Raw genomic sequence first — 21,346 nt, forward strand, 5'->3', positions numbered from 1 at the left:
GTGATTTATCCCCGCTCTTTTTTTAACCTGGCAAGACCAACAAACAACCTGGCAGATGCAGGCAAACGCTTTTCGTGCGCGCCTGTCAGGATAAGGCTGACACAACACAATAAACACAACAAGATGAGGTCTGTGATGGGAAGCAATTCTTCTTTTTCTGCCCGTAGAACGGCACTGGCCATCGCCGTTGCGCTCTGTTGCGCCTGGCAATCCCCTGTTTACGCTCACGGCAGCGAGGCGCATATGGTTCCGATGGACAAAACGCTTCAGGCGTTTGGCGCGGACGTGCAGTGGGATGATTACGCCCAGATGTTCACCATCGCCAAAGACGGTGCCTTTGTGAAGGTCAAACCCGGAGCAAACACCGCCATCGTTAACGGCAAACCGCTGACGCTCCAGGTGCCCGTGGTGATGAAGGACAACAAGGCGTATATCCCGGAGACCTTTATCAACGATGTCTTTCAGTCCGGTCTTGATCAGACATTCCAGGTAGAAAAACGCCCTCACCCGTTAAACGCGCTAACGGCTGATGAAATCAAACAGGCCGTGGCCATTGTGAAGGCCTCTGCGGATTTTAAACCCAATACCCGCTTTACCCAGATTGCGCTGGCGGAGCCAGAAAAAGCCAAAGTCTGGGATTTTGTGCTGAACGGCACGGCGGTGGATGCGCCCCGCCAGGCAAATATCGTCATGCTTGACGGCAAACACATCATCGAAAGCCGCGTGGATCTGAAGGACAAAAAGATCCTCCGCTGGGAGCCGATCAAAGACGCGCACGGCATGGTGCTGCTGGATGACTTCAATACCGTGCAGCAGATCATCAATGAAAGCCCGGAGTTTGCCGCAGTCCTGAAAAAGCGCGGCATTACCGACCCGAAGAACGTGATCACCACCCCGCTTACCGTCGGCTTTTTTGACGGCAAGGATGGGCTGAAACAGGAAGACCGCCTGCTGAAGGTGATCAGCTATCTCGACGTGGGTGACGGTAACTACTGGGCACACCCGATCGAAAACCTGGTTGCGGTGGTGGATCTTGAGCAGAAGAAAATCCAGAAGATTGAGGAAGGTCCGGTCGTGCCGGTGCCGCTCACGCCGCGCCCGTATGATGGCCGCGACCGCGTTGAAACGGTGAAAAAACCGCTGGAGATTATCGAGCCGGAAGGCAAGAACTACACCATCACCGGGGACATGGTGCACTGGCAGAACTGGGATTTTCATCTGAGCCTGGACTCCCGCGTCGGCCCGATGATCTCCACCGTGACCTATAACGACAATGGCAAAAAACGGCAGGTGATGTATCAGGGATCGCTCGGCGGCATGATTGTGCCGTACGGCGACCCGGATATCGGCTGGTACTTTAAAGCCTACCTGGACTCCGGCGACTACGGCATGGGTACCCTGACCTCACCGCTGGTGCGCGGCAAAGACGTGCCGTCTAACGCCGTGATGCTCAACGAAACCATCCCGGATTACACCGGCGCGCCAATGGAGATCCCCCGGGCGATCGCCATTTTCGAGCGTTACGCCGGGCCGGAATATAAGCACCAGGAGTTAGGTAAACCCAACGTCAGCACCGAACGCCGCGAGCTGGTGGTGCGCTGGGTCAGCACCGTGGGTAACTACGATTACATCTTCGACTGGGTATTCCACGAAAATGGCACCATCGGCATTGATGCGGGGGCCACGGGCATAGAAGCGGTGAAAGGTGTGCAGACGAAAACCATGCATGATGCCACCGCGAAGGATGACACGAAATACGGCACGCTGATCGACCATAATATTGTCGGGACCACGCACCAGCACATCTATAACTTCCGCCTGGATATGGACGTGGACGGCGTCAATAACAAGCTGGTGGCGATGGATCCGGACGTCAAACCGAACACCGCTGGCGGCCCGCGCACCAGCACCATGCAGGTTAATCAGTACGACATTGATACCGAACAGCAGGCGGCGCAGAAGTTCGACCCTGGCACCATCCGCCTGCTGAGCAACACCCGCAAAGAGAACCGCATGGGCAACCCGGTCTCGTATCAGATCATCCCTTACGCGGGGGGGACACACCCGGTGGCGTCCGGCGCGAAATTTGCCCCGGACGAGTGGATTTATCACCGCCTGAGCTTTATGGATAAACAGCTTTGGGTGACGCGTTACCATCCCGACGAGATGTACCCGGAGGGAAAATACCCGAACCGTTCTACGCACGATACGGGCCTCGGCCAGTACAGCAAAGATAACGAGTCGCTGAATGACCAGGATAACGTCGTCTGGATGACCACCGGCACCACCCACGTCGCCCGCGCCGAAGAGTGGCCGATAATGCCGACGGAATGGGTGCACACGTTACTCAAACCGTGGAATTTCTTTGACGAGACGCCCACGCTCGGCAAGAAAAAAGAGCAGAAATAACCCACCGACCGGGCGTAATGCCCGGTTTTTATCGCCTCTCTGTTTGATGATTAATTCAACCTGCTTATAGTTAAAGGTATATTGCCTTATATCACTCCCCCGGAAGGGAAAAGAGCTTCAATGGAAAAACGACATAACGCCACACCCGAACCGGCGACATGGCCTACCCGTAAGTCAATGGTTGTTCACGGACTGGCCGTGAACCTGCCGTGGCTCGCCTTCGTGAACACGAGCTTTGCCATTATGGTCCTGCTGCGCAATTCGCTGTTCGGCCAGATTGATACCCTGTTTCACATTACCCCGCATCTCCAGTTGATTGTTGATGCCACCATGCTCGGTGTGATCATTCTGAACGGTGCGCTGGTGCTAATGGCCTGGCGCCATATGCGCGGGGTCAGTGCGGTACTGTTCCTCTGCGGTGTGCTCTGGTCGTTGTGTTGTTACTGGTTTATCTATGTCATACAGCTTCCCCATCCCTGGCCCATCTTCGTCACCCTGCTGATGGCTGGCATGACCGCGCTCTATTTTCACCCGGTGGCACTGCTCTGCTTCACGGTTCCGCTGTGGATCACCATGCCTGTTGCCAGCATGCTGTTGAATCAGGAAATTAATTATCGCTTTGTCGGGACGTGGGTAGTCTTCACGTTCATTCTCGTTTGCGGACGCTATATCCTGTTGAGCTGGTTTGAAGAGGCGTGGCGTCGCAACCAGCAGAATCAGCGTTTGATTTCGCGGCTGGATGCGCTGGCCCATCAGGATCCGCTAACGAAAACGGCTAACCGTCGGGCGATGGAACTGGTGCTGGAAAATGCAGTGGAGCAAGGCAAACGCTTCGCGGTGCTGATGCTGGATGTCGATTATTTCAAATTGTATAACGACACCTATGGTCACCAGGCGGGAGATGCGTGTCTCGCGCGGGTGGCGGAGGTGCTGAACACCTCGGTGCGCACGCCAGAGGATGTGGTCTCCCGCTACGGTGGCGAGGAGTTTGTGGTGATCCTCTTTGACTGCGAAGCAAGCGTTGCTGAGAAAGTCGCTGCGCGGATCCAGGCAGGCCTGCGCACCGCAGCCATTCCGCACAGCGCGTCGAAGGTGAGTGAATGTGTAACGGTGAGTACAGGCATCGCAGGCTATACCGCAGGACTGGCTGGCCCGGAAATCATTGCCCGCGCCGATGCGGCACTCTATCGGGCGAAGGAGGCCGGGCGGGATCGGTGGTCGCTGTAAGTTACGCCGGGTGGCGCTGCGCTTACCCGGCCTACAAAACCAACCTTTACCTCGATCCCGCAGGCCGGGTAAGGCGTTTTTTAATACCGCACGCACACCGACTTCGTTTCACACCAGCCATCCAGCCAGTCGGGGCCGAAATCGCGCCCGGTGCCGGACTGCTTCATGCCGCCGAACGGCAGGTTGGCGTCGATCAGCGTGTGGCTGTTCACCCACACGGTTCCGGCCTGTAGCCTGTCGGTGTACGCCAGCGCTTTGCTGATGTTCTGCGTCCAGACGCTGGCCGTTAAGCCATACTCCGTATCGTTCGCTAGTTGAAGCGCCTCTTCCCCGTCGGCCACACGGACCAGGTTCACCACCGGCCCGAACACCTCTTCCCGCGTCAGGCGCAGATGATTATCCGGGTTGACCACCAGCGTTGGCGAAACGTAATAGCCTTTGCCGTCTGGCCCCCGATTCCCGGCGATCAGCTGCGCATTGTGCGCCTTCGCCTCATCGAGGAACGCCTGTACCTTATCGCAGTGGGCGCGTGACACCAGCGGATTGATAAACGCCTCCGGCGACATGCCCGGCCCGACGCTGAGCGATTTCACGGCCTGTTCAAACCCGCTGACCAGCGTGTCGAACAGCGGCGCCTCAATATAAATGCGTGAACTGGCCGCGCAGACCTGCCCCTGATTCAGGAAGCTGCCGGTCATCAGCCCTTCAATCACCCATGCCGGATCGGCATCTTTCAGCACGATGGCCGGATTTTTGCCGCCAAGCTCCAGCGTCACGCCCGTTAGGGTATCCGCCGCCGCGCGGGCAATCTGCTTGCCCGTCGCCGTCGAACCGGTAAAGCTCACTTTGGCAATGCGCGGATGAGAGGTCAGCGCCGCGCCACAGACGGCGCCACTGCCGGTCACGACATTGAACACGCCATCCGGGATCCCCGCCTCGCTCGCCAGTTCAGCCACCCGTAACAGGGTGAGCGGCGTGGTTTCGGAAGGTTTGATCACGATGGAACAGCCTGCCGCCAGCGCGGGCATCACCTTCCACATGCCAATCATCAGCGGGAAGTTCCACGGCACAATCCCCGCCACGACCCCAACCGGCTCTTTACGCGTCCACGCCTGATAGCGCGCGCCCTGCGGCAGTGGAATCGAGAGATCGAGGGTTTTGCCAGCAATTTTGGTGGTCAGCCCCGCCGTGTAGCGCATCCAGTTCAGGGTGCAGCCCACCTCGAAGGCGCGGGAAATGTTAATCGATTTCCCCTGCTCCAGGGTTTCGAGCTGTGCCAGCTCTTCGCCATGCTGTTCCACCAGATCCGCAAACCGCAGCAGGATGCGTTCCCGCTCTGCCGGCAGCCGCCCGGCCCAGCTTCGGGCGACAAAGGCGCGCCAGCCAGACATCACCGCACGATCGACATCGTCGACGCTGGCATCGGCGGTGGAGGCAATGACCTCGCCGGTTGCCGGGTTGTAAACGTTCAGACGTTTTTCGCTATCGGATGCCGCCTGACGCCCTTCAATCCACAGGCCGTGCTGACGATCTAAAAACTGCTGCACGCCAGGCAGGACGGCGACGTGTGATTCGGACATAGGGTACTCCTTCGTTATGCTTCGCAGGGTGTGTATGCAGTCTAAGAGGGGTTTCGCATTCCTGCTTTTGTCTGTGTGACATTCGCTTTGTCAGCTGTGACAGGCTCCGCAAATCGTGATAATTCCCGCTTATATCGCTGTAATCCTTGAGTGTTCTTTCCTATAGTCAGCCTCGTAGCCCTGACAAAATGCAACATAAATGCAACAATGCGTAAACGGTGACGGTGCAGCGAGAAAATCAATGGCGTGTGCAAGCGAACAGGACAATTTTCAGCAGTGGCTGGCGCAAATTAACCAGGTTTGTGGGCGCTTTGCGGCACGTCCGTTAGAGGGGGCGTTTTTCGGTGAGCTGGAAACCAGCTATACCCAAAGTCTGAAGCTGAGCACGGTGACCGCCGCAGGCGTTAACCTGTTTCGCACCTCTCAGGAGATCAAAAACGGCAATGACGCCTGGTTCTACACCGTGTTTCAGCTGGAAGGCAGCGCCGGAATCGAACAGGACGACCGTCGTGCAATGCTGAAAGCCGGAGATATCACGCTGATTGACGCCTCCCGCCCGTGCTCCATTTACTGGCAGGAGCGTTCCCGCCAGATTTCGCTGCTGCTCCCGCGACAACTCATTGAGCAACATGCGCGTTTTCAGGAAGTGCGCTGCGCGCTGCCCCTCTCCCGCACTCTGCCGACCGTGCAGCTAAGCTACCGGTTGTTACAGGAGAGCATGGGCAATGCCGATCTGAGCGCCAGTGAAAGCGAAGCGGCGCTGGAGGCGATGGTGTGTCTGTTGCGTCCGGCCTTCCAGCAGCATGACGAGGTGCTGCCGCGCAAGGAGCGTCAGTTCCGCCACGTGCTGTCCCTGATTGACGATCATATTCAGTCGGAGGCGTTAAGACCGGAGTGGATAGCCTCAGAGAGCGGGATGTCCGTGCGCAGCTTATACCGCATGTTTGCCGGGAAAGGGCTGGTGGTGGCGCAGTATATTAAGAACCGTCGCCTCGATTTATGCGCTCAGGCGCTGCGTTCCATTGGCGATGACGAAAAGCTGGCGGGAATAGGCTACAGCTGGGGCTTTACCGACCATAGCCATTTTTCCACCGCCTTTAAGCAGCGTTTCGGGGTTTCGCCGGGCGAATACCGTAAGCGTTACCGGTAGTTACTTTTTCAGCCACTTGCCGTTAATCCCCTTCACGTACTCACCCGGCTGTGCGCGGGCCACCAGCTTTTGTCCCGCCATTTTCGCCACCTCGTCGACGGGCAAATTATTACTGTCAGCCAGTTGCTGATAACTTTCCGTGCGTGCGGCGTTGATACGGTTAACCAGCGCCAGGGTTTCAGCGTCGTGCTGAACGGGCGCAAGATAGCCGCTCAGGGTTTCCCCTACGCGCCCCTGGGCACGCGCATCATTGAGCGTAAGCGTGGCGGCGTGAACGTTCATCCCCAGCGCCAGTAACATCAGAGCTAATCGTTTCATGGCATCCTCAGAACAGATCGCTGCGGGTTTTCAGCAGGGCTTCAACGTCTTTATCCACCTTGATGTGGATTTCATGCTCGATTTTCACGTTCATGTTGATGGTGATCGGCTCTTTGGGCGCCGCCACTTCAATGCGCGGCGTGCAGCCTGACAGCAGCGCGACGACGGCCACGGTGAGTACACCAGCCCTCTTTTTCATTGTTGTTCCTCACTTTCCTTGCCTGTCGAACTGCGGAGAAGGGGTATCGCCGCATGTTGCTCAAACCATGTTTGCAGATTGTCCCCGAAGCGCAGGCTGCGCCAGAGGGTAAAAATGTTCTCTTCATGGGTGTAATTCAGGTTCACGAAGCTGCTTTTACCCTCGACGCGGCTGGTGCCTTTGATGGTCGCCTGCATGGTTAACACACCCAGATTATCCACATTGAGTTTTGTCCACGACTGCGAAATTTCCATATAGCGGAGCCAGTTGATCGCCGCCCCGGCAACTACGTTGTCTTTCACAATGGCATCTGCCGTGTCCTGGTCGATACGCAGCGTCATCGGCCCCGGGTTAGTCAGCCAGCCATCTTTAATGATCCATTTTTCATTGTCCAGCCAGAACGGCAGCGCGCCGCTCACCGGGCCGGACATGGCAAACTGCTTCGGATTTACCGCGCTTATCAGTTCGCTGGAGGAAATATTATCCACGCGCAGTAAAGCCGGATCGTGCTGCGGCATTCGCAACTGCTGCATGGTGATTTTCCCGCCGAGCGCTTCCACCTTCACGTTGGTGAGCAGGAGCGGGTTCGCTTCCGTCCAGGGGTAATCGCCCTGGAGATCCGCGGTGATATTTCGGGCCGTGACCAGGTTTTTCACCTCGTCGATTCGTAACGTTACCGGCCCGCGCGTGCCCAGCGACCAGGTGCCCTGACTTAAGCGGAACGGCAGAACGAAGTCAACGCCATTAATCTCGTTATCCGGCATCCACGCGCTGCCCGCGTTGAGCACCCCGTGCCCCCCGGCCTCAAAGCCCTGATCGGGCGCCGCCGAGAAAGCGACCTGCGCGTACATTTCGCCGCCGCGCAGGGTCATTTTCCAGTCTGGAGGGATCAGCGGCTGGAACACCGTCAGAGACTGTTTTGGCCACCAGGCCTGACCGCGAAGACGTTCGCCGTCCCAGCGCCCGTTGACCTGGACCGGCCCGATGTCGTCTGCATGAAGTTTCCCTTTAAACTGGAACACCGTCGGGTCTGTCCCGTCCACGCTGAAGGTCAAAACGGACGGCGGCAGCACGCTTCCACCCGAGAAGCTTGTTTGCCCGGCATTGAGCGCGAGCGCGCCGCTAAAGGTGGGGTTTTCCGGGTCCCGCGACCAGCGCACCGGGTGATCCAGCACCAGACGTGGTTTGCTGACCAGCATCGTGCCGTACTGCAATTTGTCGAACCCCGTGGAGAGATCGGTCAGTTCGATAACGTTGTCGCGCCACTCTCCGGTTCCCCGGACATCCCAGCGCGCGTTCATCGGCGTGAAGTTCCCTTTGCCCCAGTAACGCCACTGCCACAAACCGTTATCCGGTAAAAAGTCGTTAGCCTGGCCGTCCAGATGCAGCTCAAAATCGCCCATCTCGTTCTCGTGCGCCCGCAGAATGGCTTGCAGGCGGCCATCCACGCCCTTCTGCGTGAGCTTCACGCCCGCCAGCGGCCAGCGGATCTCATCGATATCCAGCGAATCAATGATGCGTCCGCGCGAGCGCAATAATGCGCCGGGTTCAAAGGTAAGCTGCGGTTCGTAAAGGCTACCGGTCAGTTGAGCCGGGAGTCTGGCATAGAGGATCAGATCGTTTTGCTTGGCTTCACCGCTCAGGTGCAGCGGCATAGCGCTGTTTTCCATACTGAGCGAGCCGGGACCGATATTCAGCACCGCGTTGCCCTTACCCGCATCCCCCTGGGTCAGCACGTTGAGCCGCCCCGTGAAGGTGGCTTTCTCCAGCCCCTGCTGCCAGTTATCCACTTTCAGGCCGACGCGACCGCTCATTGGCATACCGGAGGCTGACCAGTTCCAGCGTCCGTCGCTGATGGTCAACTGCTGAGCGGTGATCTGCCACGGTAAATCGAGCAGCGGCTCGGGGTTGTCCCGCGCCATGACCACCAGCTGGCCCTGATTGTCCTCCCAGTCCAGATCGGCATCGACCAGCGAGGATAACTGTGGCACGTTAAAGGTTGCGACTGTGTGCCCCTTCACCGGTACGCCGTCCGGCACCAGCGGCAGGGTAAATTCACCGACCAGCTTCACGGGCTGCGGCTGGTCCGGCAGGTGCACATCGAACTGGCTGATGGAGAGCGTCTGGCCGCGCAACTGCCCTTTGACGCTCACCTGTTCCCCTTTATAGGTGATGTCCTGGCGGGCGGGCGTGAGCGAGGCATGCAGCTCACCCTCCCACTGCTGCCAGGGAGAAAGGGTAAAGCGGTGGATGGTCAGCCAGGTATTGGGCAGGATGGCCTGCCACTGTGCCAGCGTTTTCGGCGCCACCGTAGAGGGCGCTGATTGCGGCAGTTTGCTCAGGCAGACAGAGTTAAGTTCAAGTGCGCCAATATCCAGATCCCAGCGGCTGGGGTGTGACAGGGTCACGTTTTCCATGCGGGCAATCTCGCACTCTTCGACCAGATAGCGGAGATCGGGGATGATCAGGGCGTGGCGCGTGAGCCGTGGGCTTTTTTCAAACGCGATACGCGTTCCTACGGGAAGCCAGATCCCGGCGAGCGTGGGTACCCACTGGGCGAGCGTCATCAGCAGCGTCAGCGGCACAAGAAATAGCAGCAGTAAGAGCGCGATTGCGGCTTTGTATTTACCCTTCATGGGCAGTTAATATCCTGATTTTGCGAAAAAAATAAGCCGTTCCTGCCGCTCATTGTCGCATGTTTAGCCAGTCAGTTGAAGGTAATGCCATTTTTAAGAGTAGATGCTCTACAATAATTCATAGAACTTATTGATTTCAATGAATTTTGAAAAATTGTAAGATAATTTTAAACATGCTAACGTGGTTCCAAAAACACTGGAGAAAGTCTTATGAAACTCGCGGTATATAGCACAAAGCAGTACGACAAAAAGTATCTGCAACATGTTAACGAGACGTACGGTTTCGATCTTGAATTTTTCGACTTTCTGCTGACTGAAAAGACGGCGAAGACTGCCCACGGCTGCGAAGGTGTCTGTATTTTCGTTAACGACGACGGCAGCCGACCGGTGCTGGAAGAGTTGAAAAAGCAGGGCGTGAAATACATTGCCCTGCGCTGCGCGGGTTTTAACAACGTCGATCTTGATGCCGCCAAAGAGTTGGGTCTGAAGGTCGTTCGCGTCCCGGCCTATTCTCCGGAAGCCGTGGCAGAACATGCCATCGGGATGATGATGTCGCTCAACCGTCGTATTCACCGTGCCTATCAGCGTACCCGTGATGCCAACTTCTCTCTGGAGGGGCTGACGGGGTTTACCATGTACGGTAAAACCGCAGGCGTCATTGGCACCGGCAAAATCGGCGTGGCCGCCCTTCGCATTCTTAAAGGATTTGGCATGCGCCTGCTGGCGTTTGATCCGTATCCCAGCGCCGCTGCGCTGGAGCTGGGCGTGGAGTATGTCGATCTGAAGACGCTCTTTTCTCAGTCGGACGTTATCTCCCTGCACTGTCCGCTGACCCCGGAAAACTATCACCTGCTTAACCAGTCGGCGTTCGACCAGATGAAAGACGGCGTGATGATCATCAATACCAGCCGCGGCGGGCTGATCGACTCTCAGGCCGCTATCGAAGCGTTAAAAACGCAAAAAATCGGCGCATTAGGTATGGATGTCTATGAGAACGAACGCGATCTGTTCTTCGAAGATAAATCTAACGACGTGATCCAGGACGATGTGTTCCGTCGCCTGTCGGCCTGCCACAACGTGTTGTTCACCGGCCACCAGGCGTTTCTGACCGCCGAAGCGCTGATCAGTATTTCAGAAACCACGCTGGGGAATTTGCGTCAACTCGAAAAGGGCGAAGCGTGCCCTAACGCCATAGTGTAAACCTGGTAAGCCGGGTGAGGGCTTACGCCCTGCCCGGCCCGGGCGTTAACTGAACGCCCCTCTGCCTTTTCCGCCGCTGGTGTCCCCCCCATCCTTAAGAAGCATGACATTTTCGCGGCCATCATTAGTAAATTAACGGATCAAAAATGACGGTTACTGCCCCACGATAAACATCAGGCCGCGTATTCAACATCGTATCAACATCTTTTTGTTCAATAAGGAAATCAATACTGCCCGCCTTCTCCTGACCAAATACATTAGTCAGAAATAAATTCTTTGTGAGATCCTTGCCAATGGCGAGACGGCGTCTTACCACTCCAGTTCCTGTTTTATCATCAACAATATTATCCGGTAACGTCAGTAAAGCCTGCACGGGTACCCATTGAGAAGGTAATTTATCACTCTTCAGGGCGCAGTCTGAACCGAGGTTTTGTTCACACTGAAGATATACCGTGAATGAACCTGAACTGGACAGGTTAAATTTGCTTTGGCCCGTCAGGTTGGGTGTAATACGATTTACCATCCACCGCTCCCAGCGCGCATCACCCTGCCCGGCAGTGCAAACTTTACCGGGCTCACACGGTATAAGGGAAACGTTTTGATTTTCAGCTGTTGTACTCAGCTTTAGTTCATGGTTTACCGAAAGTGTGAAATTTAACACGAGCGTAGTATCTGATGGCTCGTAATTATCACCAAAATCAATTTCGCCACCTGGGCCAACATTGAGCACCAGTTCACCCTTAAAAATCCCTGAACTCATCAATAATGGATTAGGCGTAGCCAACTCATATCCCATACTGATATTATTAATGAGATGGGGCTCTCCTGTTAAATCCTTTTTCGCAGTTTTATAACACTCAACATCCCTGTTCGGTACTTTCCACATAAACCCATAAGCTCCTGTGTGCACTATACCAATACCTGAATATTGGCATGGAGACGGGGCATAAACAAACGAACTTCCATTCCAGGTTTGTTGATGCTCTGAAAGAGTCCATGATCGTAAGGTATTGTATCTGGCGGAAAATGCACTCATTCTGAACTTAAGCGTACGAACTTCCCCTGTTTCATCATGTCTGACGACAACATCTCGCCATGCCCCTGGCAAGCCGAAGTATATTCCCATTCGTGGTTCTGAATTTGCGGTCAGCCCTGACGTAGCCAGAGACGCCGTAATTCCTCCCATATTGATACTGAATGTCTTATTATCTGCACATTGCGCAGGATAACTTACACAGTAGCCGGACTGCGGTGTAGTATTAACAAATTTGTCATTCGATGGGTCTGACATTGATGGCGAAAACGAAGCCGTAATGTTTATGGTGGCAGCCTGCAATGGTAACGCAAATAAATAAAACGCAAAGAGTAGTTTTTTCATAATAAACACTTTTGGGATGGAATGATAAACTCGCTTCGGAAGAAAGCGCTTACGGACAGGGTTTCTGGTTCATTAATTCATCACGCTGCACTTCAGGTCCTCAACAAAACGAATAGCATTATTCCCGGCATTATCTGCCGCTGGAATACTGCATTTGAGCGGCGGTTTTCCTCCTTCCTCTCTTAATAGTAAGGTTTTATTCTTTGAACCCGTTTCTAACGTCAACACCCCTTCTGCGTTTATTACCGCCCCGCTGATATCACTTTCCACAAAACGGTTTTTTAACAGTTCCCCCTGATCATCCTGCAAAGTGCCAACAAGCGTATAGGTTTTCACTGCTTTCACTTGTACGTACTGCACGCTTCCCTTATTAAGCTGAATACTCTGTTGTTCAGGAAAGACCCGAACACTATCGCCCCCCGTCGCGCTAAACTGGATGACCTCTTTTCTCCACTGTTCTGCTGGCACCACATTCCTGCCTGGCAACAGACGCGTTTCTGACATCTTCCCGGAGGCCAGGATACCGATGTCATTGTGGTCCGAGTCAACATCAACGATGAGTGCTGCCCCGGTGCTGCGACTGGCACTCCCGCTGGAGGATGCCAGTTTTCCCCCTCCAAGCATAAGCACCTGGCTGAGGTTGCCCCCTGCTGTGTTTGAGCTGTTTTGCGTATGATGCTGCACCCAGCCGTCAGCGCTGACGAACGGGGTATCTACCGACCCGTTTGCATTAAAAACCGTGTTCTTCGCGCTATAGGACACACCGCCACCCACGGTGCGAAGCGTACTGCTCTCATCAGGCTGGTACTGGTAGCTGAGGCTGGAGTAGCCGTGATTCTGGTTCATACCCGTTTCAGCTGACACCGCGTGTCGTGAGGATGGCGCAAGCGACAGGCTCAGCCCCACCGACATGCCGTGGTCCCGACGCCCGTTGCTAAACCCGGGGCGATCCCAGGCACTGACCCGAAAATTCATGTTACGCCCTGCAAGCGTTCCCAACGTGGTGGTAGCAACATCAGCCCCAAAGCCCTGCCGCCAGGCCGTTTCTGTATATTGTCCGTTTACCGTCAACGAGGTTGTCCAGGGTAAACGCAGCGATAATGACGCCCCCCAGGTATCCCCTTGCTGGCGATAACGTGTCTGGTGACCATAAACGTCGGTGGTCGTCGAACGCCAGTACAGGCTGGCAGCCCCTCCTCCCGGGATAGTACGGTAATAGCGGATATCGGTATTCTGATTGGACTGGACGTCATTATTCCCCGTCGTGTACTGGGCAAACAGCGAATCACTGGGCGTGAGCGTAACGTTACTTCTGACCCGCACCTGATGCTCATTCTCAGTGGCCGCCCCGCTCACCCCCATGACCACCCGCGGGTGGACAAGATAGTCAATGCCGCCACCGGCCGCCGCAGGGTGAGGGTTATCGTTGCCATAGCGGGTGCTTGTACCGATGGTTTGCTGCTGCCCGCCCCACAGGTTCATGCGCCAGCGCTTGTCAGGGTTGTTCCAGCCCTGAGGTTTATAAATCTGGGCCTGCTGGGTGTCGACGGTCTTGCCATTTTCAATAATTTTTATCGTGATGTCGTAGATACCGCCCGGCAGTCGTCGCGTGTCCAGCGCCTGCACACCCGTTTCGAGCTGTTGCGTATGGATGAGCCGCCCGTCGCGCCAGACTTCCGCGACGGACTGATTCTGTCCTGTCACATAGACCGGCCAGGCGCTGACGCTGTCGCCGTTAATCAATAAAGCGTCGGATGTTCCCCACATGGCCCCCACAACCGTGTCATACCCAAACCCGGACATCTCAACGTTGCCCGTATCGCTGTCGGGAGTGAAAAAGCCGAGACGAACGAAATGTCCCGGCAGCTCTTTCTGCGAATACAGTTCGTAGAGTGTGCTGCTGCTGTAATGGTATTGCCCGTCAGTACCAGAAGACTGGAATGACACTCGCTGGCTCCAGCCCAGCAACGACGTGGTAAGCGATGAGTTAATACCCCAGCTACGCGTGTTATCACTGTTGGTGGCAGTGATATCGTTGTACATAATCATTCCGCCGGGCATTTTTTCCGGCAGTGAGATAAAGCTGTTCTCGGTTCGTGCTGTTTCATAATGAGAGGTGTACAGTTTTAGAATCGAGCTATCGAGCAGATACTCTGCTGCCATCAGGCCTGACGGACACTGATTAGTACATTCACCCACTGATATGCCTTTATCGAGCACCTCTTTCCACCGGTTCCTGACATCCGAATCGACGCTTTCTGACTCCTCAATGGTACGTATAAGACGAACATCACCGCTTTCCGTTAACGAAATTGCAGCCTCGAATAAAAGGGTGTCATTCAGATATACCTGAGCCATCACTTCGGACTCATAAAAGTAACGTCTGAAATCCTCAGGGAGAGCTCGCATGTTCGCGGCCAGCGTCATATTTGCTTCTGCGGAAAAAAGAGGGCACACGGTTAATAGCAACACGATTTTTTTCATAAAAAAGCCGCTGCTGGAAAACAGCGGCCTCCTCTGTTAGGTAATAAAACGCGTCAGAAATTAAGGAGTCACAGCGACAACAGGCTCGAAAATCATCGCAACTGAGCCGGTAAACATCCCGTTCACGGTCAGAGCGGCATCATCGGCCTGGGTGATTTTCAGTGAAGTACGCCCCCCTGCTTTCGCCGCACTTTCGCTTACCACTTCCGTTGCGGTTTTGCTGAGTGGCGTATTGTTAAAGCTCACAGCCAGCGGAATAACATCGGTACCATTAGAGAGCTGGGGTTTGCCGTCAGAATTGAGGTTACCGGTCAGGGTCGCCTGAATTGCGCCAGCCGTGTTTTTGTACTGGAACGGCTTCTCAAAAATTTGCAGCTTGCTGCTGGCGATGTCATACCCCATGTCCTGGGTCTGATCGATCCAGCCTGCATCAACTGGGATCACCTGGAAGGTATCTGAAGGTACGGTGGCCGACAGGTTAATGGTGTAACTCTGGCTCTCAGTAGCATTCGCTGCGCCGGTCATTGCGGCACAAGAGATGAATGCAGCAGCCAGCGTAGTTTTAATTACATTAAATTGACGATTCATAAAAACTCCTTAAGGTTATTTCGTCTAGAACGCGCACTAAAATGTGCTAATTAATTCAACAGGTGTCAGAATGACTTGGCCTGTTTATTGTTTCCCTCGATGAGAGTGAAATTGGTTTTAAACCCATTTTTCCCAGCCACAGAATAACTCCGGCCTGGCAAAATAAATTCGCGACTCACTTCTCCGCAATCCGTATTGGCGGACTTGCACTGACGTATATCTTCAAGGACAACCGTTGCATTGCCTTTGTTTACGACACTCACACCACCTGAGTCACTCTGCTTAATAAGGGTGTTGAAAGCGGGTTTCTCTGGCTGCACAATCACCACCGACCCATATCCCGTAAGGATATTTACGCCTGCCTGAAGTGTTTCTTCCCGATATTGCCCTGCGGCCTTGCTATCTAATCCGAAACCATCTTCTGCCTGTGGCATTACGGGTGTGAACCTGACTCTAAAATAACGTTCTTTATCCCGGACACCTGGCCACATAACGCGCGCAGATTGAAATCCATTGGGAGGAATAATCATCCTTAATGGCGTGACAACGAGCCGATTTTTTTCAAGCACGTTACCTGACATTTCTTTCACAGGCGTTTCATTGTTTGGCGTATTTTTCTGCCCGGGATGGATTTCGAGCAATTCAACTCTGACAAACGCAGTGGAGTCCCCACTGTTATATATACGTTTAGTCAAACTATGACTGTCAGGAGTCAGAACATCATACATACTGCCAATGCCTATCATTGGCGCAGCATTAACGGAGGTGGAGATCATCCCGAAAGATAAAACCACTCCTGCCGCATTTAAGAATTTTTTAAATTTCATGCCTGTATGCTCACCGTTCAGTATCTGCTTTGGCGTTGTTTTTGACGGCGGAAACTTTACCACCAAAGCACTTCGGCGGAACTATTATATTAAAATTATCGGTTTTATAGGATAAAATACTGTTATATAAAATTATAAAGGAACATGATCTGCATTACGGGACACTGCATAGGAAATTTCTTAGAATCAGTCTCAGGAAGAGTAATATTCAAAGCAGGCCAAAGGGCTTTTGTATCGAGGGAAATGAGCGATTATGCTTTTTATCATTGAGGATCGTGTTTACTTTCGTATCGACGATGGCGCACTGTGGGAGAAAAATGACGAAGGAGCCAAGGTCATTCTCAGCCCGATCGTTGCCAGACTGCTGCACCTGTTTTTGCAGGAAAAAGGCAGAGTCGTGACAAGGGAAGAAATCATGAATTATGTTTGGGAGAAGCATGGATTAGAACCTTCCAATAACAGTCTCAATCAATATGTCTCCCAGCTGCGTAAGTTGATGGCTCATTTTCAGCTTCCCGATGAAACCCTCAGAACAGTACCCAGAGAGGGTTTTATACTCAGTCATGAGTTAACGATTAGAACAGAAAATGATTCATTATCTTTCACTCCGGCATCATTGAGTGAAGAATCACATCACCTCAAGCAAAAAATTAAGCCGCCAATGGGCAATTGGGCGATCTTTTTTTTACTGCTGATTCTCATCGCCACGCCTGTGGTGGTAATCTTTTCCACTGATATGATGCATAAACAAAGTATGTCCATTACACCGACTAAAATAGGACACGTTGGGAATTGCCCGGTGTATGCCGTGCTGATGGGGCGAAATGCGCAATTAAACGAGGCGCTTTCCTCTGCTAAAGATTATATCGGACAAAACAACATCTCCTGCAACGATGACAGCATCCTTTACTTTTTCTCCACCGGAGGGGTACTGAAGAATCAAAGTGGAAGAGCATTCTTATCACATTGCTATATGAAGGATAATGAAATTATTTCCTGTATGGATTACGCCTATCATTCCTGGATGTAAACAATGAACAACGTAAATTCCCTGTTTAAAAACAGAAAACTCATTATTTTTATGCTTCTTTTGCTTATCTTCATGGTGGGTATTATCACCAGTCTTCAGTATCGCCATCGGCTTCTTATCGACTGTGATTCAGATTTTGTTTTTCGCGCTCCGCAAAATCAGTATGAGATGAAAGGAACAATGAAGTTGAAAATGGATCGTGACAGACAGGGTCACATCAGAATTGACGGAGTAGTGACGTCGCCTGACGGTAAGACCTGGATAAGTCGTGATGCTATTTTCACGTACCATAAACTGAATGCGACCTCCTTCAGAATGGACAATCTCAGGATTATCAAAGGTGAACGGGACACGGCATCGGACAAACATTTTGCTGAGAACTTTTACTCGCTGGCAGTTAAAACGCGCCGGGTTCTGACAATACATCGTATCGAGAATGGTTACCTGGTAGGTAATTATCGCGCCCCTATCTTTATGTGTATTACCCTTTAAGACCAAGGTTGGTCTGAGATTAGCGGCCCACGCAGCGTTGCCACGGTACGTTGAAGGCCGCATACGCGACCTTTTTAAACTAGATGAGTTTGATTTTTACCTCATATCCCTCGAGGCCAGTCATGGCTTCACGAGCGATAAACTCAATTTCAGACACTTCCTGCCCTGTTTTTTTACGTAACTCGGAAATTTTTTTGGTGATAAGCGCTGAAATTTCTTCTTCTGCCTTTTGCGTCAGTGCGTCAACGTTCATGTTTACCTCTTGCAACCGTTTACTGTTTCCATTCTCCAGCAGGCGACAGCTAACGATTAACTGCCTTTAACCATAACTGTATGTAAAGAGTAGACTATCTGTGTAACGTATGCAGCAATCGCATTTAAATATGCATTTAGATTGCATTATTTGAACAGGGTGTTATTGTCCCAAAGCCTTAGAGCACAAAACACATAAACATAAGAAAAGATTTGACTCAAACTCGCCCCGCATCAGGGGCATTTTTTTGCTGTCTATACGTAAAAAACCCGCCAGAAGCGGGTTTCTGTGTTTTTCGAGAAGATTATTTGAACACTTCTGCTACGGCCTGGAAGTTAGGGCCATGCTCACGCGCAGCGATGATGACGTAGTATTTCCCGCCCTTCTCGTCGGCCAGTTTCGAGAGTTTTTGATGAAGATCTGAAGGTGACGAAATTTGTCCACCTGAAGCCCCTACAGATACATTTCCAAGGTATTCAAGTTTGAAGTGGTGCGCTTCATCTTTGGAAATCATATCTGCCGCAGATGCGCCGAAGCTTGCTACTGTTAAAGCCAATACACTCCCTAATAGTGCTTTTTTCATATCATTCCTCCTGTTGATGAATTTCTATATTTAACATTAGCAGCAAATATGTAAATGATCCGTATCAATATTGTAGAAGAATTGAGCATCACGACCAGCCATTACTGTCCTGAACAGCGGGTACAGCAGGTTCATCTACTATACTGACCTGTGCAGTGAGCATTTATCTGCCGGTTGCGCCTGAAGCAACCGAAACTTACCTGTACCATGACCATCAGGAGAACAATATGCACACGAGTAAAACCCTGAAAGGGCTGCTAGCCGTATCAGCAGTTGCAGCAATGTTCAGCACCGTTGGCGTACAAGCCCAGACGACAAGCGCCGCACAAACTCAAACTGCGGGCCAGGCTAAACCGGACGCCAGACTCAGCTCCGGCGACGAGAAAGCATTGAAGGACATGGCGCAGGCCAATATCAACGAAGTTGCCGCCGCCAGGCTCGCCCTGGACAAGGCCCAAACCAGTGAAGTGAAAACATTCGCCCAGAAAATGGTCGACGATCACGGCGCCGCGCTGACCAAAGTCCAGGCCGTTGCCCAGAAAAAGGGCGTAGAACTGCCGACCGAGCCTGACGCCGCGCATAAAGCCCTGAACTCAAGGCTGGAAAACCAGAAGGGTGACGCGTTTGACAAGATGTATATGGAATACGCCGGTGTGAAGGACCACGAGAAGGTGCTGTCGAAGCTTAAGAGCGACGCCAGTAAAATCGACGATCCGGATGTGAAGGCGCTGGCCAACGAGCACACGCCGGTGGTTGAGCAGCACCTGAAGTCCGCCGAGCAGATGTCAACGCACTCCGGCGCATCAGCCGATAAATAACACGTCGGTAAAACGACTACTGCAAAATAACGTGGGGCCAGCAGGCCCCACGCTTATTTTCCCTTCCTGATGATTATTCTGGCAGCGCGTAAACCACCACCTGGTCTCCCACCTGATCCTTCAGGATGGTATTCCCACCAGCCACGAAGGCCACATACTGGCGACCTTTATATTCATAGACGGACGGGTTCGCTACCGCCGGAGCTTCTACCTGATCGGACCACAACTCGTCACCGCTCTCGACCGAGTAGGCACGCACTTTGGCATCCATTGAAGCGCCGATGAAGATCACGCCGCCCGCTGTCACAGCCGGACCTCCAATGGTAGGTGAACCCCAGCTTTCCGGCATAAAGAAGCCATACTGCTGGGAAGCACCAACCGGACGACGCCATTTCACATCCCCCGTGTGCATGTCCAGCGCCACGATTTCACCAAACGGCGGCTGCCAGCACGGCATGCCCAGCCAGTTGCTCGCCACCAGCAGACGCATACCGTACGGGGCGCCTTCCTGCGGGGCAAAGCCGCTCTCGTTGCCGGAATCTTTGTCCGCGTTATCGTAATCCTCACGGCTGTAGAGCTTCACGTACTGGACGATATGCGAGGTGTTGACGATGGCGATCTGTTTTTGCGGATCGAACGCCACCCCGCCCCACTGCACGCCGCCGGCGCTGTCGGGATAGGTGAGTGTGCCTTCGCCTTTGGTGGTAGGCGGGGTATACATTCCCTCATAGGTCAGGTTATCCCACAGGCGGGAGCACTGGCCGCCACCGACGATATCCGCCAGCTTCCAGATTGCCGGTTTTTTCGACTGGTCGAGCAGCGGCGCGGGTTTGGTCGGGAACGGCTGCGTAGGCGAGAGCACTTCGCCCTGGACCGAACCATCACCCTGCGGAACCGGACGTTCTTCGATTGGCCATACGTCCTCCCCCGTCAGGCGGTTAACCACAAACAGGAAACCCTGCTTGGTGGCCTGAATCAGCGCCGGGATCTGCTTGCCGTCTACGGTGATGTCCATCAGCGTCGGGGCAGAGTTGATGTCGTAATCCCAGACGTCGTGGTGTACCCACTGACGGGACCAGACCACTTTACCTGTGTTGATGTCCAGCGCGGTGGTCGAGGTGCCGAGCGGAATAGCGTCGGCACGGTTGCCGCCCCAATAGTTAGGTGACGGCGATGAAACCGGGAGATAGACCAGACCATTGGCCTCATCGGCGGACATGTGCGTCCAGACGTTGGCGGTACCGGTGCGCTTGCGGATCTCTGCCGGGATCGCTTCAAAGGTCCATTCAAGCTTACCGGTCCGGGCGTTGACGGAAAATACGGTGCCCGGAGGCGCTTCGGCATAGGCCCAGTCTTTCCCGGCCCAGCCCACCAGCAGATGGTTGCCGACAACGGTTGGCGGTTGCAGGACAGAGAGCGGATACTTCGCGTTCACCGTGTTCCACTGGTTCAGATCCAGCACGCCGTTGTCCGCAAAATCACTGCACGGCTTGCCTGAATCGGCGTCCAGCGCAAAGAGTTTACCGTCAACGGTGCCCATATAGACGATCTTCTGACATGCCTGACCGTTCACCGGATTTTTGGCCTGCCAGTAGGAAACGCCGCGGTTTTTCAGCACCGGCTGGGTCAGCGCCTTGCGCGACGATTTGGTGTCATAGTGCCACTTCTCTTTACCCGTCCCCGGATCCAGCGCAATCAGGCGATCGAAAGGGGTGCCGATGTAGAGCGTGTCGTTGGCGAATATGGGCGTTGCGGACCAGACGGTGGCTGGCGTGTCGCCTTTCCCATCCGAGACATCACCGGTGTGGAACTCCCAGACTTTCGTTAATTTCCCGACGTTATCCGCCGTAATCTGGGTCAACGGGCTGTATTTCTGGGCGTTAAGCTGGCCGTGGAAGCTGTCCCAGGTGGCGGTGCCGGGCACCAGCGGCGTCGCTGGCTGGCTCGTCGAAGCGGCTTTCTGTTCGCCACCGTTGCCGGTTGAGGCATCGTCTGTTGTTTTTGTGGTTCCAGGTGCCTGTTGATCGGCCGCATCGATATTAAGCGATTCCTGGGTTCCCTGAGAGGCTTCAGCGGCCTTATCCTGCGCCTGTAGCGCGAGCGGAGCGGCCAGCAGCGCCAGCGCCGTCATACTGACTTTTATGAAGGGATAATGCTTATCGTTGTGCACGGGC

18 protein-coding genes are annotated in these 21,346 nt (G+C 53.8%); 7 read left to right on the forward strand and 11 right to left on the reverse strand.

The window, feature by feature from the left end; genetic code table 11:
* The first annotated feature begins 135 nt into the window (after nucleotides 1–135).
* Together tynA and BH712_RS03175 are read left to right on the forward strand one after the other, a co-directional pair.
* Nucleotides 136–2,409 carry a primary-amine oxidase gene (gene tynA / locus BH712_RS03170; protein WP_006808828.1) on the forward strand — a complete coding sequence of 758 codons (2,274 nt, stop codon included), beginning with the start codon at nucleotides 136–138 and terminating at the stop codon, nucleotides 2,407–2,409.
* A gap of 120 nt (nucleotides 2,410–2,529) precedes the next feature.
* Entirely contained in the window at nucleotides 2,530–3,636 is a 1,107-nt protein-coding gene (locus tag BH712_RS03175) for a GGDEF domain-containing protein (protein ID WP_006808829.1), read from the forward strand.
* A gap of 80 nt (nucleotides 3,637–3,716) precedes the next feature.
* On the opposite strand, the gene BH712_RS03180 is transcribed toward BH712_RS03175, so the two are convergent.
* The gene (locus BH712_RS03180; RefSeq protein WP_006808830.1) at nucleotides 3,717–5,216 is read right to left on the reverse strand and encodes an aldehyde dehydrogenase family protein; all 1,500 of its coding nucleotides are present in this window, start codon (nucleotides 5,214–5,216) and stop codon (nucleotides 3,717–3,719) included.
* Nucleotides 5,217–5,457: 241 nt separating this feature from the next.
* On the opposite strand from BH712_RS03180, the gene feaR reads away from it, so the two are divergent.
* The gene (feaR, locus tag BH712_RS03185) at nucleotides 5,458–6,366 is read left to right on the forward strand and encodes a transcriptional regulator FeaR (RefSeq protein ID WP_032673484.1); all 909 of its coding nucleotides are present in this window, start codon (nucleotides 5,458–5,460) and stop codon (nucleotides 6,364–6,366) included.
* Here the strand turns inward: feaR and BH712_RS03190 are convergent, their stop codons facing one another.
* Genes BH712_RS03190 through BH712_RS03200 form a run of 3 tightly spaced genes read right to left on the reverse strand, consistent with a single transcriptional unit; the run spans nucleotide 6,367 to nucleotide 9,519 of the window.
* Nucleotides 6,367–6,684: a YdbL family probable chaperone protein gene (locus BH712_RS03190; RefSeq protein WP_006808832.1), complete on the reverse strand. Its 318-nt coding sequence runs from the start codon at nucleotides 6,682–6,684 to the stop codon at nucleotides 6,367–6,369.
* A gap of 7 nt (nucleotides 6,685–6,691) precedes the next feature.
* The gene (locus BH712_RS03195) at nucleotides 6,692–6,883 is read right to left on the reverse strand and encodes a YnbE family lipoprotein (RefSeq protein ID WP_006808833.1); all 192 of its coding nucleotides are present in this window, start codon (nucleotides 6,881–6,883) and stop codon (nucleotides 6,692–6,694) included.
* Complete coding sequence (locus tag BH712_RS03200) at nucleotides 6,880–9,519, reverse strand: YdbH family protein (protein ID WP_006808834.1); 2,640 nt, start codon at nucleotides 9,517–9,519, stop codon at nucleotides 6,880–6,882. Before BH712_RS03200 ends, BH712_RS03195 begins: the two co-directional genes overlap by 4 nt.
* A 210-nt stretch (nucleotides 9,520–9,729) precedes the next feature.
* Here BH712_RS03200 and BH712_RS03205 point away from each other — a divergent pair, with 210 nt between their 5' ends.
* Nucleotides 9,730–10,719: a 2-hydroxyacid dehydrogenase gene (locus tag BH712_RS03205; RefSeq protein WP_006808835.1), complete on the forward strand. Its 990-nt coding sequence runs from the start codon at nucleotides 9,730–9,732 to the stop codon at nucleotides 10,717–10,719.
* 124 nt (nucleotides 10,720–10,843) lie between these two features.
* On the opposite strand, the gene BH712_RS25065 is transcribed toward BH712_RS03205, so the two are convergent.
* The 4 genes from BH712_RS25065 to BH712_RS03225 all read right to left on the reverse strand — a co-directional run bounded on the left by BH712_RS25065 (nucleotide 10,844) and on the right by BH712_RS03225 (nucleotide 15,996).
* The gene (locus tag BH712_RS25065; protein ID WP_006808836.1) at nucleotides 10,844–12,097 is read right to left on the reverse strand and encodes a hypothetical protein; all 1,254 of its coding nucleotides are present in this window, start codon (nucleotides 12,095–12,097) and stop codon (nucleotides 10,844–10,846) included.
* Nucleotides 12,098–12,169: 72 nt separating this feature from the next.
* Nucleotides 12,170–14,455: a TcfC E-set like domain-containing protein gene (locus BH712_RS03215; protein ID WP_232961914.1), complete on the reverse strand. Its 2,286-nt coding sequence runs from the start codon at nucleotides 14,453–14,455 to the stop codon at nucleotides 12,170–12,172.
* 186 nt (nucleotides 14,456–14,641) lie between these two features.
* A complete protein-coding gene (locus BH712_RS03220; protein ID WP_006808838.1) occupies nucleotides 14,642–15,169 on the reverse strand; it encodes a CS1 type fimbrial major subunit in 528 nt (175 codons plus the stop codon).
* Nucleotides 15,170–15,234: 65 nt separating this feature from the next.
* Nucleotides 15,235–15,996: a hypothetical protein gene (locus tag BH712_RS03225; protein WP_006808839.1), complete on the reverse strand. Its 762-nt coding sequence runs from the start codon at nucleotides 15,994–15,996 to the stop codon at nucleotides 15,235–15,237.
* A gap of 253 nt (nucleotides 15,997–16,249) precedes the next feature.
* Here BH712_RS03225 and BH712_RS03230 point away from each other — a divergent pair, with 253 nt between their 5' ends.
* Together BH712_RS03230 and BH712_RS03235 are read left to right on the forward strand one after the other, a co-directional pair.
* The gene (locus BH712_RS03230) at nucleotides 16,250–17,026 is read left to right on the forward strand and encodes a winged helix-turn-helix domain-containing protein (RefSeq protein WP_006808840.1); all 777 of its coding nucleotides are present in this window, start codon (nucleotides 16,250–16,252) and stop codon (nucleotides 17,024–17,026) included.
* Between the two features lie 3 nt (nucleotides 17,027–17,029).
* Nucleotides 17,030–17,518 (forward strand): hypothetical protein, encoded by a 489-nt coding sequence (locus BH712_RS03235; protein WP_006808841.1) that lies wholly within the window; start codon nucleotides 17,030–17,032, stop codon nucleotides 17,516–17,518.
* A gap of 79 nt (nucleotides 17,519–17,597) precedes the next feature.
* On the opposite strand, the gene BH712_RS03240 is transcribed toward BH712_RS03235, so the two are convergent.
* Nucleotides 17,598–17,771 carry a GnsA/GnsB family addiction module toxin gene (locus tag BH712_RS03240; protein WP_006808842.1) on the reverse strand — a complete coding sequence of 58 codons (174 nt, stop codon included), beginning with the start codon at nucleotides 17,769–17,771 and terminating at the stop codon, nucleotides 17,598–17,600.
* 304 nt (nucleotides 17,772–18,075) lie between these two features.
* The gene (locus BH712_RS03245; RefSeq protein ID WP_003857380.1) at nucleotides 18,076–18,354 is read right to left on the reverse strand and encodes a YdgH/BhsA/McbA family protein; all 279 of its coding nucleotides are present in this window, start codon (nucleotides 18,352–18,354) and stop codon (nucleotides 18,076–18,078) included.
* Between the two features lie 227 nt (nucleotides 18,355–18,581).
* Here BH712_RS03245 and BH712_RS03250 point away from each other — a divergent pair, with 227 nt between their 5' ends.
* Nucleotides 18,582–19,172, forward strand: a complete 591-nt coding sequence (locus tag BH712_RS03250) for a DUF4142 domain-containing protein (RefSeq protein ID WP_032673719.1) — start codon at nucleotides 18,582–18,584, stop codon at nucleotides 19,170–19,172.
* A 73-nt stretch (nucleotides 19,173–19,245) separates the two neighbouring features.
* On the opposite strand, the gene BH712_RS03255 is transcribed toward BH712_RS03250, so the two are convergent.
* Nucleotides 19,246–21,342, reverse strand: coding sequence for a pyrroloquinoline quinone-dependent dehydrogenase (locus BH712_RS03255; RefSeq protein ID WP_006808844.1), 2,097 nt, complete (start codon nucleotides 21,340–21,342; stop codon nucleotides 19,246–19,248).
* Nucleotides 21,343–21,346 lie beyond the last annotated feature (4 nt).

The organism is Enterobacter hormaechei ATCC 49162, from assembly GCF_001875655.1.
Lineage (GTDB): Bacteria > Pseudomonadota > Gammaproteobacteria > Enterobacterales > Enterobacteriaceae > Enterobacter > Enterobacter hormaechei.

Excerpts from the sequence above, each read along its gene's own strand:
- tynA (WP_006808828.1), top strand. The coding sequence starts at position 136 with ATGGGAAGCAATTCTTCTTTTTCTGCCCGTAGAACGGCACTGGCCATC.
- BH712_RS03175 (WP_006808829.1), top strand. The coding sequence starts at position 2,530 with ATGGAAAAACGACATAACGCCACACCCGAACCGGCGACATGGCCTACC.
- BH712_RS03180 (WP_006808830.1), bottom strand. The coding sequence starts at position 5,216 with ATGTCCGAATCACACGTCGCCGTCCTGCCTGGCGTGCAGCAGTTTTTA.
- feaR (WP_032673484.1), top strand. The coding sequence starts at position 5,458 with ATGGCGTGTGCAAGCGAACAGGACAATTTTCAGCAGTGGCTGGCGCAA.
- BH712_RS03190 (WP_006808832.1), bottom strand. The coding sequence starts at position 6,684 with ATGAAACGATTAGCTCTGATGTTACTGGCGCTGGGGATGAACGTTCAC.
- BH712_RS03195 (WP_006808833.1), bottom strand. The coding sequence starts at position 6,883 with ATGAAAAAGAGGGCTGGTGTACTCACCGTGGCCGTCGTCGCGCTGCTG.
- BH712_RS03200 (WP_006808834.1), bottom strand. The coding sequence starts at position 9,519 with ATGAAGGGTAAATACAAAGCCGCAATCGCGCTCTTACTGCTGCTATTT.
- BH712_RS03205 (WP_006808835.1), top strand. The coding sequence starts at position 9,730 with ATGAAACTCGCGGTATATAGCACAAAGCAGTACGACAAAAAGTATCTG.
- BH712_RS25065 (WP_006808836.1), bottom strand. The coding sequence starts at position 12,097 with ATGAAAAAACTACTCTTTGCGTTTTATTTATTTGCGTTACCATTGCAG.
- BH712_RS03215 (WP_232961914.1), bottom strand. The coding sequence starts at position 14,455 with ATGGCTCAGGTATATCTGAATGACACCCTTTTATTCGAGGCTGCAATT.
- BH712_RS03220 (WP_006808838.1), bottom strand. The coding sequence starts at position 15,169 with ATGAATCGTCAATTTAATGTAATTAAAACTACGCTGGCTGCTGCATTC.
- BH712_RS03225 (WP_006808839.1), bottom strand. The coding sequence starts at position 15,996 with ATGAAATTTAAAAAATTCTTAAATGCGGCAGGAGTGGTTTTATCTTTC.
- BH712_RS03230 (WP_006808840.1), top strand. The coding sequence starts at position 16,250 with ATGCTTTTTATCATTGAGGATCGTGTTTACTTTCGTATCGACGATGGC.
- BH712_RS03235 (WP_006808841.1), top strand. The coding sequence starts at position 17,030 with ATGAACAACGTAAATTCCCTGTTTAAAAACAGAAAACTCATTATTTTT.
- BH712_RS03240 (WP_006808842.1), bottom strand. The coding sequence starts at position 17,771 with ATGAACGTTGACGCACTGACGCAAAAGGCAGAAGAAGAAATTTCAGCG.
- BH712_RS03245 (WP_003857380.1), bottom strand. The coding sequence starts at position 18,354 with ATGAAAAAAGCACTATTAGGGAGTGTATTGGCTTTAACAGTAGCAAGC.
- BH712_RS03250 (WP_032673719.1), top strand. The coding sequence starts at position 18,582 with ATGCACACGAGTAAAACCCTGAAAGGGCTGCTAGCCGTATCAGCAGTT.